General features: G+C 71.8%; 10 protein-coding genes and 1 tRNA gene. 8 read left to right on the forward strand and 3 right to left on the reverse strand.

Annotated features, from left to right (window positions below):
• Positions 1-252 precede the first annotated feature (252 nt).
• On the forward strand, positions 253-7,476 hold the full coding sequence (locus D6718_05660; protein RMG46387.1) for a hypothetical protein: 7,224 nt from the start codon (positions 253-255) through the stop codon (positions 7,474-7,476).
• Positions 7,477-7,616: 140 nt separating this feature from the next.
• On the forward strand, positions 7,617-9,206 hold the full coding sequence (gene pgi, locus D6718_05665) for a glucose-6-phosphate isomerase (protein RMG46388.1): 1,590 nt from the start codon (positions 7,617-7,619) through the stop codon (positions 9,204-9,206).
• Positions 9,207-9,213: 7 nt separating this feature from the next.
• Here pgi and D6718_05670 read toward each other — a convergent pair whose 3' ends face one another.
• Positions 9,214-10,134, reverse strand: coding sequence for an RluA family pseudouridine synthase (locus D6718_05670; GenBank protein RMG46389.1), 921 nt, complete (start codon positions 10,132-10,134; stop codon positions 9,214-9,216).
• Positions 10,135-10,197: 63 nt separating this feature from the next.
• On the opposite strand from D6718_05670, the gene D6718_05675 reads away from it, so the two are divergent.
• A complete protein-coding gene (locus tag D6718_05675; GenBank protein ID RMG46390.1) occupies positions 10,198-11,838 on the forward strand; it encodes an NAD+ synthase in 1,641 nt (546 codons plus the stop codon).
• 65 nt (positions 11,839-11,903) lie between these two features.
• Complete coding sequence (locus tag D6718_05680) at positions 11,904-12,287, forward strand: DoxX family protein (protein RMG46396.1); 384 nt, start codon at positions 11,904-11,906, stop codon at positions 12,285-12,287.
• Between the two features lie 115 nt (positions 12,288-12,402).
• On the opposite strand, the gene D6718_05685 is transcribed toward D6718_05680, so the two are convergent.
• Positions 12,403-12,477, reverse strand: a tRNA-Thr gene (locus D6718_05685).
• Between the two features lie 101 nt (positions 12,478-12,578).
• Here D6718_05685 and D6718_05690 point away from each other — a divergent pair.
• From D6718_05690 to D6718_05700, 3 genes are all read left to right on the forward strand, one after another.
• Positions 12,579-12,986, forward strand: coding sequence for a polymer-forming cytoskeletal protein (locus D6718_05690; GenBank protein ID RMG46391.1), 408 nt, complete (start codon positions 12,579-12,581; stop codon positions 12,984-12,986).
• Positions 12,987-13,482: 496 nt separating this feature from the next.
• Positions 13,483-14,961 (forward strand): DUF3524 domain-containing protein, encoded by a 1,479-nt coding sequence (locus D6718_05695; GenBank protein ID RMG46392.1) that lies wholly within the window; start codon positions 13,483-13,485, stop codon positions 14,959-14,961.
• Positions 14,962-14,986: 25 nt separating this feature from the next.
• Positions 14,987-16,018 carry a hypothetical protein gene (locus D6718_05700; protein ID RMG46393.1) on the forward strand — a complete coding sequence of 344 codons (1,032 nt, stop codon included), beginning with the start codon at positions 14,987-14,989 and terminating at the stop codon, positions 16,016-16,018.
• Between the two features lie 33 nt (positions 16,019-16,051).
• On the opposite strand, the gene D6718_05705 is transcribed toward D6718_05700, so the two are convergent.
• A complete protein-coding gene (locus tag D6718_05705) occupies positions 16,052-16,516 on the reverse strand; it encodes a hypothetical protein (GenBank protein ID RMG46394.1) in 465 nt (154 codons plus the stop codon).
• A 120-nt stretch (positions 16,517-16,636) separates the two neighbouring features.
• Here D6718_05705 and D6718_05710 point away from each other — a divergent pair, with 120 nt between their 5' ends.
• On the forward strand, positions 16,637-17,185 hold the full coding sequence (locus D6718_05710) for a hypothetical protein (GenBank protein ID RMG46395.1): 549 nt from the start codon (positions 16,637-16,639) through the stop codon (positions 17,183-17,185).
• Positions 17,186-17,191: the final 6 nt, after the last annotated feature.

The following is a 17,191-nucleotide window of genomic DNA, read 5'->3' on the forward strand; positions in this document are numbered from 1 at the left end:
ACGCCTCCGTGCGCACCGGGAGGTGCGGGACCCGGCGAGCCTACAAGAAAAAAGGGCTGCGAACAGGAGCCCGTGGCAGTACATTGCCGCTCGCGGGGGCGAAGTCCACCCCGCATTCTCCGGGCGGGGCGACGCGGGAGGGAGACGGTGCGCGTAGGCGAGCCGGGCGTCGTCCTGTAGCTGGGTCCCCTTGCCGCGTTCCCCGACACGACACGGTCGGTCGGCCCCCGAGCGAAAGCCGGGTGTCGCCCGATGGAGAAGCCGACGATGAATCGAGGTGGCTCCCATCGCCTGTCTGTTTCCGTTCCGTTCCTGGTCGTTCTCCTGTCCCTACTGGCGGTCCCCGCCGCCCTGGCGCAGCGCGTCGACCAGATCGACCTGGCGGACGGCCAGGATCTGGTGCGCTACGGAAAGCGCGAGAACGACCAGCTGGGCGACCAGGTCGCGCTCGGCGATTTCAACGGGGACGGCACGCTGGACATCGCGGCCACCGCGCCCGGCTTCCGCGGCGTTCTGTCGGACCGCGAGTCCTCCGGTGCCGTCTACGTCTGGCTGGGCGATCCTCCCTACGACCCCACGCTCGACATCGGAGCCGGCGACGAGCCGGACTTCGTCATCGTCGGCGCCGACGCCGGGGACGGCGTCGGGATGCGCGTCCTCTTCGCTGACCTGAACAACGACGGCTTCGACGACCTGATCATCGGGGCTCCCCTCGCGGATGGGCCGGAGGGCCCGCAGCTCGACGTGGACGGCGACGGCACGGCCGATCCGAACGGCCTTCCCAGCCGGGGCGAGGTGTATGTCCTGTTCGGCGGCCGCCCGCGCGCCAAGCCCTTCGATCTGCGGCGACCGGACGAGTCGAAGAGCCGGGCCGACCTGTGGATCATCGGGGCGGACGAGGGAGACCAGCTCGGGAGTTCCCTGGCAGCCGGCGATGTCGACGGCGACGGGAGCGTCGATCTGATCATCGGGGCCGAGGAGGACGATGGGCCATCGAACGCCAGGCCGGGTGCCGGCGCGGTGCACGTGCTCCTGTCCTCCCAGACCGTCTTCACCGACGGGGTGCGGGATCTTTCCACAGCCCCGGCCGATCTGATCATCTACGGGCCCTCCTACGACTGGGACGGCGACGGCACGATCAACGACGGGGCGTCGGAGCAGGCGGGAGTCGGCGCGGCGATCGCCGTCGGCCAGCTCAACTTCGACCACATCGCGGACATCGCGATCGGACTGCCGCTGGGCCGCGGGCCTTCCAGCACGCCGCGGGTCGAGGGCGGCGAGGTGTACGTCTTCTACGGCCGCACGTCGTGGCCCGCCACCATCGACCTCGACAGCACGGGACCCGACCTCGAGATCTGGGGCGAGAACCCGGGCGACCGGGCGGGGGAGGTCCTGGCGACGGGCGACGTGGACAACGACAACTCCGAGGACCTGCTGATCGGCATCCCCGCCGCGAGCAAGGACGACGACGGGGACGGGACGATCGATCGCTTCTCGGTGGGCGAGGTGACCACGGTGTGGGGAAGCTGGACCACCTCCGGGATCATCGACCTCGCCGATCCGCCGGGCTTCAACTTCTTCACCGTCGTCGGCAAGGACTCGGGGGACGGCTTCGGGAATCGCGTCGCCGTCGGCGATATCGACGGAGATGGCCTGAACGACATCGTGTCCGCTGCGCCGTTCGCCGCCAGCAACGGGAATCTCCGTGGCTCGGCGGGGGAGATCTGGATCCGCTACGGAACTCCCGGCCGGCCGATGGCCGACGAGGATCTGAAAAACGCGAACGCCCCCGTGGTCTGGGGGAAGGAATCCCTCGACTCGCTCGGGTTCGGGCTCGCCGTCGGAGACATCAACAACGACCTGCTCGCGGAGTTCGTCGCCGGGGCTCCCTTCGCCAACGCCCCCGACCTCACGCCTTCCGATCCGAACGACGATACCCGCATCGGAGCGGGGACGGTGTGGCTCTTGACGACGATCGACAACGAGCTGGACGGCCACCGAAACCTCAAGGACAACTGCCCCAACATACCGAACGACCAGCAGCTCGACGACGACGGCGATCTGTGGGGTAACTTCTGCGACAACTGTCCCAACGATTACAACCGCGACCAGCTCGACTCCGAAGGAGACGGCTTCGGCGACGTGTGCGACACCGACGACGACGAGGACGGGATCCCGGACGACGACGGCGACGGGACGTTCGATCCCTGCGCCAGCGGGCAGACCGCCAACTGCGACGACAACTGCCGCACCGTTCCCAACGGCACCTTCGATCCCAATCCACAGCTCGACACCGACGGCGACGGCGTGGGAGACGTCTGCGACAATTGCCCGAACCTCGCCAACGCGGACCAGCTCGACAACGACGGCGACGGGTCGGGTGACCTGTGCGATCCCGACGACGACAACGACACCATTCCCGATACCAGCGACCTTTGCCCGCATGTCCCGAGCTCACTGAACGACGACACCGACGGCGACGGCCTGGGCGACGTGTGCGACAACTGCCCGTCGGTGCAGAACCCGCAGCAGCTCGACGGGGACTCGGACGAGGTCGGCGACGCGTGTGACAACTGCCCGAGCGTTTTCAACCCCGACCAGGACGACATCGACGCCGACGGGGTCGGGGGCGCGTGCGACAACTGCCCCACCGTCTCCAACCCGTCTCAGGCCAACTCGGGCGACGACGAGGTGGGGGACGCCTGCGACAACTGCCCGAACGACCCGAACGGGAACTGCGACCTCGACCCGGCCTACTGCGACCTCGACCACGATGGAACCCTGACCGCTTCGGAGATCGCGGCCGGCTACCAGGCCGACAACGACCTCGAACACCAGCAGACCGACGAGTGCCTGTTCTACGACAGCGACGGCGACGGGACCCTTGGCTCGCCCGGTGACAAGCTCTTCGTCGACGAGAACGGCAACGGCGTGCGCGATCCCGGCGAGCCCGACACGACCGGCAAGGATGGCGTCGGCGACGCGTGCGACAACTGTCCGGATACCTGCAACCCGTCGCAGACGGAGCAGAGCGGCTTCCTGTCGGACGACGACGGTGTCGGCGGAGCGTGCGACAACTGTCCCGGCGTAAGGAACGGCGACTGCAACGAGTCGGTCACGGCATGCGACCAGGACTACGACGGCACCGTCAGCGCCGACGAGTGGCGCGAAGGCTTCCAGACCGATACGGACGGTGACTCGCGGGGAGATGCGTGCGACTCGGACGACGACGACGACGGCGTTCTGGACAGCTCGGACAACTGCCCGCTGAACAGCAACAGCGACCAGGCGGACGCGGATGCCGACGGCCTCGGTAACGCCTGCGACAACTGCGCCTCGGTTGCGAATCCCGGCCAGGAGGACGTCGATGCGGACGGGCTCGGCGATGCCTGCGACAACTGCCCGAACATTCCCAACGAGGACCAGCTCGACGCGGACGGCGACGGGACGGGTAATCCCTGCGACGACGACGACGACAACGACGGCATTCCGGACGACGACGGGGACGGCACGGACGATCCGTGCGCGCCGGGGATGACGACGGGATGCGACGACAACTGCCAGTACGCGGCGAACCCGGGGCAGGAGGACGCGGACGGCGACGGCGTCGGCGACGCGTGCGATTTCACCGAGCTGCACCTCGGGGACCAGGCCTCGACGAACTCGTTCGAGGACCTCGTCGCCTACGGTATCGAACTCGTCGACAACGCCGGGATGGCGGTCGATTCCGGGGACTTCAACGGCGACGGGCAGCCCGATCTTCTCATCGGCGTGCCCAACGGCGACGGGGACCAGAACCTCCGCGAGAACGGCGGAGAGGCATACATCGAATTCGGACCGCTGAGCGCGGGGGAGCGGGATTTCGCCGTCATCGCCCCGGACGTGGTGATCTACGGCGAGCAGCGGGAGGACCAGATGGGGCGGACGGTCCTCGCTGCGGACGTGGACGGTGACGGGATCGACGACGTGCTGCTCGGCGCGCCGGGCGGCGACTGCACGATCCAGGCCCACACCGATCCGGCCTTGGGCTGCGTCCTTGACGAGTCGCGCTCGAACAACTGCGGCCGCGTCTATCTCCTCAAAGGACGGACGAACTGGCCGCCGACGATGGACCTGAAGGCGCTCGACTGCGGCGACAACGTGCCGGAGGCCGACGCGTCCTGGACAGGCCAGAAAGCGGGGGACCAGCTCGGCCGGGCGATCGCCGTGCTCGACCTGAACCAGGACGGCTCGCTCGACATCGCGCTGGGCGCGCCGAACTACAAGGAGTCCCGCGGAAATCCGCCGAGCGACATCCTCTTCGGCGGGGTGTTCGTCGACTTCGGCAACGGGTTTTCGGGCGCGACCCAGTACCGCTACGACACGCCGGACTACCTGATCAAGGGGGGCGGCGAGGCGGACGCGGCCGGGAAGGCGCTGGCGGTCGGCGATGTCAACGGTGACGGGACGGACGACCTGCTGGTCGGTGCGACCGGCGGTGACGGTCCGGCCGATGGGATCACGGGTGCCGGCCAGCTTCACATCGTCTTCGGCGGGTCGAACCTGACCGTGGGCGGCAAGCGGGACTTCGAGACCGATCCCGATCCCTACCTCTACGGGGTCGACACCTCGGACGGGCTGCCGCACTCGCTGGCCACGGGCGATGTCGACGGCGACGGCATCGACGACATCCTGATCGGTGTTTCGTTCGGCGCCGGCGGAAACAACGCGAAGATCGGCGCCGGCGAGGCGTATCTGGTGCTCGGCCGGACGAGCTGGACGACCGACCGGGTGGACAACGTCGCCCACACCGTGTTCTACGGCCGCGCGTCCGGCGATGCCCTGGGGCACGACGTGGCGATCGGGGACCTGGACGGGGATGCCACTCCCGAGCTGGCGATGAGCGCCATCAACTCCGACGGCGGCACGGGGAGCGGAAATCCGCCGGGCGAGGTCATCGCCTACTCCTGGAAGGACATCCAGGGAGTGGCGGTCGTCGACCTTGCCGACGTGATCACGGTGAAGCCGATGACGTCCATTCTGGGCGCCGATCCGTTCGACAACCTCGGGCAGGCCCTGGTGGCGCGCGACTTCAACCTGGACGACGTCCCGGACCTGATCATCGGCGCCGATGGCGGCGACGGCGATCCGGACGACACGACCGACAGGTCGGATGCGGGGGAGGTCTGGATCGTGTCCCCCAGCGATCTCGACGGGGACGGCCTGCGCAACCTCAACGACAACTGCCCGGCGGCGTCGAACCCGGACCAGGCGAACTCCGACGGCGACACGTGGGGCGACGCCTGCGACAACTGCCCGCTGACGACGAATCAGGATCAGCTCGACTCGGACGGTGACGGTACGGGAGACGCCTGCGAGACGGACGCCGATAACGACGGCATTCCGGAGGACGACGGCGACGGGACGGTGGATCCGTGCACGGGCGGAGTGCGGGAGCAGTGCGACGACAACTGCGCGACCGTCGCCAACTCGACGCAATCCGACCTCGACGGCGACGGCACGGGTGACGCCTGCGACGACGATGACGATAACGACGGCGTTCCCGACGCGAGCGACAACTGCCCGCCCGTCGCGAACGCCGACCAGTACGACGCCGACGGCGACGGGACCGGCAACGCCTGCGAGACGCTCGAGTACGACACGACCGCGGACGGCCTGGCCGTCTACGGCGCGGCGGCATCCGACCACCTGGCAGGGGCCGGAGCCATGGGCGACTTCAACAACGACGGCACGCTGGATCTCCTGCTCGGTGCGCCGGACCACTCGCCGTCGGGCCGCACGGGCGCCGGTGCGGCTTACGTGTTCTACGGCCCGATCACGGCGACGGTCGATCTCGCGACCACTTCGGCCGACGTCGAGATCCTCGGGCAGCAGGCCGGCGACGAGCTCGGCTACGCGGTGGCGGTCGGCGATCTGAACAACGACGGCATCGACGACATCGTCCTGGGCGCGCCGGGCGGCGACGGCAACGGGAACAGCGACCCGGATACGGGCCAGGTCCACGTCTTCTACGGCGGATCGCTGAGTCCGGTGATCGACCTCGCCAGCACCTCCTCCAACCTCACGATCTTCGGCGAGGCGTTCCATCCGGGTGACCGGTTCGGCGAGAGCCTGGCCGTTCTCGACTACGACGGCGACGGCAAGGACGACTTGGTGGGTGCCTCGCCCACCAGCGACGGCAACTTCGACGTCGAAACGGGTTCGGGTGAGATCTACGTCATCAACAACCTCAACCTCGGCACGATCACTTCGATCGATCCGTTCGCGGTGGATGTCTACATCTACGGCGCCGATCCCGGCGACCACGCGGGCAAAGCGCTGGCGTCCGGGGACCTCGACGGCGACGGGAAGGGCGACCTGGTGATCGGAGCGCCGGACGCGGACGGGAGCGCGAACGCCGCGGTCGACGGTGGGGAGGTCTACGTCCTGTCCGGCACCACCCTCCAGAACCCGCCCGGCGGCGGCAACGACATCGACCTCGGCAACTCCTCCCACGTCGATGCCGTTCTGTACGGCCGGAGCGCGGCCGACGCCCTGGGCGATTCACTCGCGCTGGGCGATGTGGACCGGGACGGCCGGTCCGACCTCCTGGTCGGGGTTCCCGGCCAGGACGAGCCGGCCGGCGCGGCCACGCGCACCGACGCTGGCGGGGCGCTGCTCTTGAAGGGCCGGGCGAGCTTCTCCGGGATCTCGGGATCGATCCTCGAGAACGTCGCCGACCTCGCGTTGTACGGCGATGCGGCCGGGCGCGAGGCCGGACGCTCGGTGGCGCTGGCGGACCACGACGGGGACGGGACGCTCGACTACCTGCTCGGCGCGCCGGGATCCGACGGTCCGGGCGGCGGGCGCGTGGACGCGGGCGGCGTGCTGGTGCTGCCGTCGGCCAGGCTCGCTTCCGGCAATCTCGTGGCCGATCTGGCGGCGGTGCCGCCCAGCCAGCTCCTGCACGGCGCCACCTCCTCCGACCGGCTCGGCGATCATCGCTGGCTGCTCGTTGCCGAGTTCGACGGGACGCCGGGCGTCGAGGTCGTCGGCGGCACGAGGCTCGGCGACGGGCCGGACGACCTCAGGGATGCGGCCGGAGAGGCGCGGCTGGTTCCGCAGGGCGACCGGGACAACGACGGCGTCCCCGACTCGCAGGATGGCGCTCCGGACGACCCGAGTTCGGCCGGTTGCTCGGTCGGGTCGACCGGTGTGACCTCCGTCTTCCTGTCGAACAAGACCACCTTCGACTGGGCGGACGCCGCCGGGGCGACGACCTACAACCTGTACCGCGGCACGGTGGTGGTGCCGTGGGTGTACAACGAATCCTGCCTGCTGAGCGGGCTGACGGTGTCGCAAGGTGACGATCCCGCCGTGCCCGCGCCCGGCGAGATCTACTGGTACGACAGCGCCGGGCAGAACGGCGCCTGCGTCGGTCCGCTCGGCAGCGACAGCAACGGGACGGAGCGTCCGGCGCCGCCGGCCTGCCCCTGAGAAGCGGCTGGCGGCGTCCCGCCGCGGCCGCCGGCCCCCCGGGGCCGGCGGCCGGCGCGGCGGATCGGCCGGGAGGGCGCGATCGCGGATAGACTCTCCCCGTCCGGAAGGCTGCACCGCCGGAGGGACGGAAAGAGCCGATGCGATCCGAGGGAAGCCGCAGCCCCGCCGGGGGAGAGCGTCTCGTCGTCGAGCCTCCGGGCGTCGTCGTCGATCTGGAGGCGTTCCCTTGCCCGGAGCCGGACCGCGATCCGCTCGCCGGGCCGATCGAGCGCGCCTTTTCGGCGATGGATGCCCTCGAGGCGGGGGCCGTCGCCAATCCGGACGAGGGACGTCGCGTCGGCCACTACTGGCTTCGCGACCCGGACCGGGCCCCTTCCCCGGAGATCGCCTCGGCCATCCGGCGAACGCGTGAAGAGGTCGAGCGCTTCGGGAGGGAGGTGCGCCGGGGCGCGATCCGGCCGCCGGAAGGAGGCCGATTCCGCCGGATCGTCCACATCGGGATCGGCGGTTCGGCGCTCGGGCCTCAGCTGGTGGCGGATGCTCTCCCGGGGGCACCCGGGGCGCCCGAGATCGAATTCCTCGACAACACCGACCCGGACGGCTTCGCGCGGCTCGCCGCTCGCCTGGAGGGGCACTGGGCCGAAGTGCTGGCGGTCGTCGTCTCCAAGTCCGGGGGCACGCCGGAGACCCGGAACGGCCTGGAGGAGATCGCGGCCAGGCTCTCGGAGGCGGGATGCTCGCCGCCGGGGCACCTCGTCGCGGTGACGGGCGAGGGGAGCCCCCTGGCGCGGCGGGCCCGCGACGAGGGCTGGCTCGGCGTCTTCCCCATGTGGGAGTGGGTGGGGGGGCGGACCTCCGTGACCTCCGCGGTCGGCCTGCTGCCGATGGCGCTCACGGGGCGCGACATCGACGGCTTCCTCCGCGGCGCGCGGGAGATGGACGAGCGGACCCGGCGCCACGATCCGGTCGGAAACCCCGCGGCCCGGCTGGCCCGTGCCTGGTACGAGGCCGGCGAAGGCCGCGGCCGCCGCGACATGGTCGTGATTCCCTACCGCGATCGACTCGTCCTCCTCGCCCGCTACCTCCAGCAGCTGGTCATGGAGTCGCTGGGCAAGCGCCACGACCTCGACGGCCGCGAGGTGCGCCAGGGCTTGACCGTCTACGGGAACAAGGGGTCGACCGATCAGCACGCCTACGTCCAGCAGCTCCGCGACGGCCTGGACAACTACTTTGCGACGCTGATCGGCGTGATCGGCGACGAAGCGCCGGGAGCCCGGGAGGTCGAGCCCGGCGTCGACGCCGGCGACTACCTGCTGGGCTTCCTCCTGGGCACCCGCCGGGCCCTTCTCGAAGACGGGCGGCGGGTCTTGGCGATCGTCCTCCCGAGCCTCGACGCGCGGCGCCTCGGAGGACTCATTGCCCTCTACGAGCGGGCGGTGGGCCTGTACGCGTCGCTGGTGCGCGTGAACGCCTACAACCAGCCGGGCGTCGAGGCGGGCAAGAAGGCCGCCGCGGGGATTCTCGACCTCCAGCGGCGGCTGCTCGAGACCCTCTCCGCGGAGCGTGGGGCGGCGCGGAGTGCGGCGGAGTGGGCCTCGCGGGTGGGAATGCCGGAGATGGCCTTCGAGGCGGGCTGGGTGCTCGAGCGCCTCGCCGCCACCGGCCGGGGGGGCGTGGCGCGCGAGGGCCCGTTCGGGGTTCCGGAGGCGCGCTACCTCGCCCGATGAGACGGCCTCAGCGGGGCCACAGCCGCTCGACGAGCCGTGACAGGTCGGGTGCGAGCGGCGCTTCGAGCTCGATCCTGCGGCCGGTCCGCGGGTGCAGGAAACCGAGCCTCGCGGCATGCAGCGCCGTCCGGCCGGTGCCTCGCCGCCGCGCCCCGTAGAACCGGTCGCCGAGGAGCGGCCAGCCGCGGGAGGCGAACTGCACCCGGATCTGGTTGCGGCGGCCGGTCTCCAGCCACACCCGGACGAGGGCCGTGGGCGGGCGCTCGCGCTCCCGCTCGACCCTGAAGCGGAGCCGCGCGACGCGGCCACGCTCCCGGCCGCGCGCGAGCCGGACGCGGCGGGGCGGATCCTCCTCTTCGACCAGGCGGTCTTCCCAGACCCCCTCCCGCGGCTCCGGGATCCCCTCGGTGATCGCCAGGTACTCCCGGACCGGCCGCCGCTCCCGGAACTGATCGGACAGGCCCTCGAAGGCGGCGGGCGTTCGGGCGAACAGGACCAACCCGGAGGTCTCCCGGTCGATGCGGTGGACCACCCACAGAGCCTTCGTCCGCCGGCCGGTCAGCGCCAGCGCGGCCGCCACCCGGGCCACGAGCGGGGTCTCCTCGCCCTCGCGCCCCGTCGGGACGACCAGCAGGCCGGGCTCCTTGTCGGCGGCCGCGAGGTCCCGGTCGACGTAGACGACCCGGAAGCCGGGACCGGTCAGCGGCGGGGCCGCCGGAACCTGCCCGAGCGGGGCGCGGAGCACCCGGACCGCCGTCCCCCCGGGGGGCCGCCACGCCGGGTCGAGGACGGGGCCGGCGCCGGCCACCACCCGGCCCGCGCGGATCAGCTCGCGGGCCTGGCGATGGCTCAGGCCGAGGGCCCGGCGGACGAGGACGGTGAGGGTCTCTCGGTTGCCGTCGGGAACCGGGACCGAGCGATCGTCCATGCCGCCAGTATGCCCTCCAGGCGGGCGCTCCGGAGCGGTTACACTGCCGGCGGAGGAGATCCGGTGAGGATCGCGATCGCCCAACTCGACCCGACGGTCGGCGACGTGGAAGGAAACCTCGAAAGGCTGCGCCGGGCCGCCGCGCGGATCGCGCCCGGGGAGGCCGACCTCCTGGTCACGCCCGAGCTGTTCCTCGCCGGCTATCCGCCGCGGGATCTGCTCCTTCACGCCTGGTTCGTCGAGCGGCTCGAGCGCGCGGAGGAGGCGGTGCTCGCCCTGTCCCGCGAGCGCCCCGACCTCGGTTTCCTGGTGGGGACGGTGCAACGCGCGGACGGGCCGGGGGCCCCGGGGCTCTACAACGCGGCGGTGCTCGTCCACGCGGGCTCCGTTCTCGGCCGCCACCGCAAGCGTCTTCTCCCCACCTACGACGTTTTCGACGAGTCCCGATACTTCCGGCCGGGTCCTCCGGCGCGAGCCATCCCCTTCCGGGGGAGCCGGGTCGGGGTCGCCATCTGCGAGGACGCGTGGAACGATCCCAGCTTCGCCGCGGAGCCGCGCTATCCCCACAACCCGATCGAAGAGCTGGTCCGCGACGGCGCGACGCTGATCGTCAATCCCTCGGCGTCGCCCTTTCACCGCCGCAAGCAGCTCGACCGCTTCGAACGATTCAGCCGTCTCGCCCGGGCCTGGGCGCTTCCATCCGTCTTCGTCGGCCAGGTGGGCGCCAACGACGAGCTGATCTTCGACGGGCACAGCCTGGCGGTGGACGCTTCGGGCCGCCCGATCGCCTCGCTGACGCCGTTCGAAGAAGAGGTTCGTGTGGTCGACACGGCGGCCCCCGGCGTCGACGAACGGCCGCACGTGCTCGCCGAGCAGGAATCGATTCGGCGCGCCCTCGTTCTCGGCGTGCGGGACTACGTGCGGAAGTGCGGGTTCGACTCGGCGGTGCTCGGACTTTCGGGCGGCGTCGACTCGGCGTTGACCGCTTGCATCGCGGTGGACGCGCTCGGGCCCGACCGCGTCCGCGGCGTGACCATGCCGATGCGGTGGTCCTCCCGGGGATCGGTCGACGATTCTCTGGAGCTGTCGCGCCGCCTCGGAATCCGCTGCGACGTGGTGCCGATCCACGATGTGTTCGACGCCTTCCAGAGGGCCCTGGCCGCGGCGTTCGAGGGGCGTCCCGCGGACGTCACGGAGGAGAATCTCCAGGCGAGGATTCGCGGAACGATCCTGATGTCCTACTCGAACAAGCTTGGCGCCCTCCTGCTCACGACCGGAAACAAGAGCGAGCTCGCCGTCGGGTACTGCACCCTCTACGGGGACATGAGCGGGGGGCTCGCCGTGATCAGCGATCTGCTGAAGACCTCCGTGTACCGGCTCGCGGAGTGGTACAACCGCGCCGAAGAGCGCATCCCCGCGCCGATTCTCCGGAAAGCTCCCTCCGCGGAACTGCGGCCTGGCCAGAAGGACCAGGACACCCTCCCGCCCTACGAGATCCTCGACGCGATCCTCGAGCGCTACATCGAGCGGCAGCAATCGGCCGAGGAGATCGTCGACGCCGGCTACGATGCGGAGACGGTGCGATGGGTGATCCGCGCCGTGGACCGGAACGAGTACAAGCGGCGGCAGGCACCGCCGGGCCTGCGGGTCACCCCGAAGGCCTTCGGAACGGGACGGCGCATGCCGATCGCCGCCCGCTTCTGACGCCGGTCCGCCGGATCCGGGAAGACGAGACGCGGAGGATGACGGAGCGGCAGGAGGAAACGGAAATGAAGCGCTGGATCGACCTCGGAGCGCGGGTCCTGCTCGGGCTGATCTTCTTCGTCTTCGGACTGAACGGCTTCCTGCACTTCCTGCCGATGCCCGAGCTGGCGGGGCCGGCGCGCTCGATGATGGAGGCGCTCGCCGGGACCGGCTACTTCTTCCCCGTTCTGAAGCTGGTGGAGACGATCTCCGGCGCGGCCCTCCTCGCGGATCTCTTCGTTCCGCTGGCCCTCGTGCTCCTGGCGCCGGTCGTGGTGCAGATCGCGCTGTTCCACCTCTTTCTCGACCCGGCCGGCCTCCCCCTGGCCGCCGTGATCGTCGTCCTCGAGGCCTATCTCGGATTCGGGGTGTACCGGGAGCGATTCGCCGGCGTCCTGCGGCCGCGATGACGGTGAGGGCCGGCGCCCGGAACGGAGCGCGGCGGAGAACCCGACGCGACCCTGACGCGCCGCATCGTCCTTCGGAGGGGCCCGGTGCCCGGGGCAGCGGCGCGGCGCCCGGTGGTGGAGCCAGAGGCCGGACTTGAACCGGCGACCTGCTGATTACGAATCAGCTGCTCTACCACTGAGCTACTCTGGCCCGGCGGCGCGCGCCCGGAACGCGGGGCTCCGGCGGCGCGCGATTCTAGCGCCCTCCTCCGCCGCGCCGCCAGCCTCCTGCCTTTGGTATTCTCGCACCCCATGCCGAACCGCAGATTGAGGCTTCTCGACCGCTATCCGGGCGCGACCCAGTGGTCGGACGACGTGACGGTCGTCGGCCACGGGATGACGGTGGAAGGGGAGCTGTCCTCGGAGGGCACCATCGTCATCGCCGGGCGCGTGGTCGGCCCGGTCTCCTCGGGAACCCTGGTCCGCGTCATGCAGGGAGCGGTCGTCGAGGGTTCGATCCGGGCGAAGTGCGTGCTGGTCGAAGGGGCGGTCGACGGGGAGATCGGCGTCCAGGACCAGTTCGAGCTCGCGGAGAGCGGACGGGTCCGGGGGGACGTCACCGGACCCCGGATCGCCGTCGCCGAAGGCGCCTATCTCAAGGGGCGGCTGCGGGCCACCGCCGGAACGGTCCACCGCTTCCGGGAGCGCCGGAACCGATAGGCAGGACCCGGCCCGCCGCGCTCGCGTCCGGAGCCGTTCGGGGCCGTTCCCGCAGGCGGCCCGCCCTCTTCCCGAACCCTATATTCGCCTCGATGACCGGCTCGATGCCGCGCTTCCGGATCGAGGTCCCGCTCCCGCGGCGCTGGCTGCTGGCGAGGACCGCCGTGGCAGCCCTTTTCGCGGCCGCGCTCGCCGCCCTCGCCGCGAGCGCCTCCGGGCCCCCAGCTCGCGCACTGGCCGTCGGGGGTGGGGTCCTCTTCGCCGCGTTGGCCCGCGACTCCTGGCGCCTGCGGCGCTCCCGGTCACCGCTGGTGGTGGACCAGGACGGGTTGGTTCTCGGGTGCCGGGGAGGGGGGTCGAGGATCGACTGGGGAGAGCTGCGGTCCGTGCGCCTGCGGAAGCGCTTCGGGCGCCGCCTCGTCGTCCTCCGGCTCGGCGGGCTTCCCGTTCGCGAGGTCGCCCTCCACCCGTCCTGGCTGGGCGACGTGCCGCCCGAATGGTGGGCGGGTTCGCTCGAGATCCTCCGTCGCCGCGCGCGGCATGCCCGGGCGGCCGCGGCCCCCGGCGCGTGGGGCGCGGAGGCCCGCCCGGGGCGGAATCCAGCGCCGGCGAGGCGAGCCGCCGCCGCGTTCCGGCCGTCCCCGGGCGCCATGGTCTCCGTCCACGCCAGGGACGCCCTCGGCCGCGGCGGGAGCCGCTGAGGCGGTTTTCCGCTCGGCAGGAACAGCTCTCCCGAGTTCCGGCCTCGAGACCCGGACGCGGACCCTTCCGGCGGCCGCGAGGTAGACTCCCGCCGGTGGCCGAACGGGAAGCGTCGCGGAGCCTCCTCTTCGTCGAACCCTTTCTCGACGGGTCGCATGCCGCGTTCGCCCGGGGGTGGCGGCGCCACAGCCGGCACCGCTGGCGGATCGTTTCCCTGCCGGGGGCCCACTGGAAGTGGCGGCTCCGGACCGGAGCCTTCGAGCTGGCCCGGCGCCTCGCAGCAGAGCCCGCGCCCGACGCGGTGATCTGCACGTCTCTCGTCGACGCCGCCCATCTCAAGCTGTTCGCAGGGCCGGCCGGGCGGGTTCCCTGGCTCGTCTACTGGCACGAGAACCAGTTCTCGTACCCCCGTCCCCCGGGACAGCCCCTCGAGCGGAGCTTCGCCGTGGCGCATCTGGCTTCGGTTCTCGCGGCCGACGGCCACGGCTTCAATTCCCGGGCCCACCTCGAGGCGATGCGGGCGGGACTCGCCGCGTTCGTGAAGGAAGCGGCGCCTCCGCGGCCGAGGGGTGTGTTGCGGCACTTCGATCGTGCCGCCCGCGTGCTCCCGCCCGGCGTCGAGCTTTCCGGGTTTCCCCCTCCCGAGCCGCGCCCGGTGGGCGACCCTCCGGCGATCCTGTGGAACCACCGGTGGGAGGAGGACAAAAGGCCGGGCGCCTTCGCCCGAACGATGCTGCGCCTGGCCGAGGGCGGGGCCTCCTTCCGCCTCATCCTCCTCGGCACCACGGTGCAGTCTCGTCCACGCCCCCTGGAACTCCTGCGGGAGAAGCTCGGAGACCGGATCCTCCGCGCCGAACCCGCCCGAACGCGGGGGAGCTACCTCGCGTGGCTCCGGCGGGCCGATCTCTCCGTTTCGACGGCCGCGCAGGAGAATTTCGGCTACGCGACCGTGGAGGCGATGGCGGCCGGAGTCGTGCCGCTCCTGCCGGAGCGCCTGTCCTACCCGGAACTGGTGGGCCGGGCCCTCGCGCCTCACCTGCTGTACCGCGACGAGCGCGAGCTGCTGGCCCGGCTGCGCGCCTTGCTGGAAAACCCGCAGCGTGTGGCGGCGCTCCGGCCTGCCGTGGCGGCCCGGGCGAGGATCCACTCGTGGGAACGCCGCGTGGTGGCCCTCGACGATTGGGTCGCCGGTGCGACCGGCCGGGGGTCACCGGAAGGGTTCGGCCGGGCCGGCGGCGGCATCGGCGCCCGGAGGGGCGCGGGTCGTCGATAATGGCCACCCGCATCGGGGAGGTCGCATGAAGGACGGGCGCCGCCGTTTTCGGCCCCTTCGCGTCGAGGCTCCGCTCCGCGCCGATCTCGCCGGCGGCACGCTCGACATCTGGCCGCTCGGCTTGTTGCACCCGGGAGCGGTCACCGTGGCCGTCGCCCTGTCCCTGCGCGCCCGCGCCGACCTATCTCCCTCGCCCGACCCTTCCCGGCACCGCATCCGCTCCGCCGACCTCGGGCTCGCGGCCGAAAGGCCCGTGGGCGCGAGGGGCCGGGCGTCGCGCGGGCGGCTCGCCCTCTACACGCGGCTGGTGGCCCTGCTCGATCCCGGCCGCGGGACGGAGATCGTCATGCGCTCCCCGGTCCGCGCGGGCTCCGGGCTGGGGACCTCCTCGGCGCTAGGGATCGCGCTCGCGGCCGGCCTGTCCGCCTTGTCCGGACGGCGCCGCCCGCCCGGCCGGCTGGTGGGACTGGTCAGGGACGTCGAGGCCGAGATTCTCGGGATTCCCACCGGAACCCAGGACCACTGGGCGGCCTGCAGGGGAGGGATCGTCCTTCTCGAGCACGGTCCGGACGGTCCGCGCGTGTCGAGGACGAGCGGTGCGCAACTCGCGGCCCTCTCGGACCGGTTGCTCCTCATCGACACCGGGCGGGGCCGGTCCTCCGGACCGTCGAACTGGGACATGTTCAGGCGCCGTCTCGACGGCCACCCGGCGGCCGTCCGGGCTCTGGCGGCGGTCACGCGGGCGGCTCGCCGGGCGGCGGAGGCGCTCGCAGCCGGCGACTGGCGGGCTCTGGGGCGGGCGATGTCGGCCGACCTGTTCGCCCGCGCCGAGTGGTCCCCTCTCGTGCTTCCGCGGCGGGCCGAGGCGATCCTCACCGCCGCGCGGCGCGCGGGGGCTTGGGGGGCCCGGATGTGCGGGGCCGGTGGCGGCGGCTTCGGCGTGGCGCTCGCGCCACCGGAACGCCGCCGGCGCGTGGCCGATGCCGTGGCCGCCGCGGGCGGGGCGGTGGTGCCGGCCCGGGGCTCGGCGCGCGGGCTGCGGATCGAGGCGGTGTGAAGGGTCCGGCCGCGGCGGGCGCCGCGGGACGGCTCACTCCCCGGCCACCCGGAACGGGATGGCGAACGACTGCCGCCCCGGCGCGCAGTAGCCGCTCTTCTTGACGCAGTAGAAGAAGGAGACCTCCGCGGGAACGTTGCGGACGCGGTCCGGCCCGGAAAGCGCGCGCATCCGCATCCGCACCCTCACCGGGGAATCGAAATAGAACCGGTCGGGGTCGTCGATCGGGGTCTTCGATCCGACGAAGACCTCCGCGCGGGCTGGCGCGACGCCCCGCCCGGGGAGCACCTTCACCGTCACCCCCGGATAGCGGTTGAGCACGACCCCCTCCGGGGCCGAGATCTCCAAGAGCACCTCCGCCTCCTTTCCCGGGGAAGCGGGGTCGGGGATCTGGGCGGAGCGGATCGCCAGCGTCGGGGGCTTCCTCTTGGTCGCGGCCTCCGAGTGCGGCGCGAATGCAGCGAGAACGGCGGCGATCAGCGGTACGGTGCGGCGCATGGAAACCTCCGGGGTGATCATAGCCGATGGCGCCGGCGGGCGAACGTTCTTTGACGGACTCCCCGCGTCGGCGTACAAACAGTGCGGGCGATCCCAAGGGGCCCGTCCAGGGAGGTTCGGATGCGTTCACTCGAAACCGCCGTCCGGGCCGGGCTCGCCGGCCTCTGCCTCGCCGCCCTCATCGCCGCCTCCGCTGTCCCCGCCTCCGCGGCGACACGGCTGCGGTTCAAGAACGGCCACAGCATCGTCGTCGTCTCCTACGAAGAGCAGGGGGACCAGATCGTCGTCACCCTGGAGGACGGCAGCACGGTGGCTTTCCCGAAGATCCTGGTGGAGAAGGAGGAGAGCGGACCCCAGATCCGCTTCCAGCGGCGGGGACGGGCCGTCGGTACCGGACGCGGCCCGTCGGCACACGAGCTGCAGGGCTACCAGGCGGCGCTGAGGCAGGCGCGCCAGCAGGGCGGCCGGATCGTCGCCCAGGGCGGCTCGACTCAGGGAGCAGGAGCCGCCGCAGCGTTCGGAGGTGGGCTGGGGCACGCACCCTCGGGCCCGCCCCAGGTCTCGGTCGCCAGCGGGCGCCGGCGGGGTGCGGCCAAAGCGCCAGGCAAGAAGCCTGGACCCCAGGTGCTGACGCCGCGCATGGCGGAAGGCTCGCCCGAGCACCGGTGATGGGGG

The sequence above is a fragment of the Acidobacteriota bacterium genome (genome assembly GCA_003696075.1).
In the GTDB taxonomy this organism is placed as follows: domain Bacteria; phylum Acidobacteriota; class Polarisedimenticolia; order J045; family J045; genus J045.

What these genes read in the sequence shown, in the direction of transcription:
- D6718_05660 (RMG46387.1), top strand. Translation starts at nt 253, where the DNA reads ATGGAGAAGCCGACGATGAATCGAGGTGGCTCCCATCGCCTGTCTGTT.
- pgi (RMG46388.1), top strand. Translation starts at nt 7,617, where the DNA reads ATGCGATCCGAGGGAAGCCGCAGCCCCGCCGGGGGAGAGCGTCTCGTC.
- D6718_05670 (RMG46389.1), bottom strand. Translation starts at nt 10,134, where the DNA reads ATGGACGATCGCTCGGTCCCGGTTCCCGACGGCAACCGAGAGACCCTC.
- D6718_05680 (RMG46396.1), top strand. Translation starts at nt 11,904, where the DNA reads ATGAAGCGCTGGATCGACCTCGGAGCGCGGGTCCTGCTCGGGCTGATC.
- D6718_05690 (RMG46391.1), top strand. Translation starts at nt 12,579, where the DNA reads ATGCCGAACCGCAGATTGAGGCTTCTCGACCGCTATCCGGGCGCGACC.
- D6718_05695 (RMG46392.1), top strand. Translation starts at nt 13,483, where the DNA reads ATGGTGGGCGGGTTCGCTCGAGATCCTCCGTCGCCGCGCGCGGCATGC.
- D6718_05700 (RMG46393.1), top strand. Translation starts at nt 14,987, where the DNA reads ATGAAGGACGGGCGCCGCCGTTTTCGGCCCCTTCGCGTCGAGGCTCCG.
- D6718_05705 (RMG46394.1), bottom strand. Translation starts at nt 16,516, where the DNA reads ATGCGCCGCACCGTACCGCTGATCGCCGCCGTTCTCGCTGCATTCGCG.
- D6718_05710 (RMG46395.1), top strand. Translation starts at nt 16,637, where the DNA reads ATGCGTTCACTCGAAACCGCCGTCCGGGCCGGGCTCGCCGGCCTCTGC.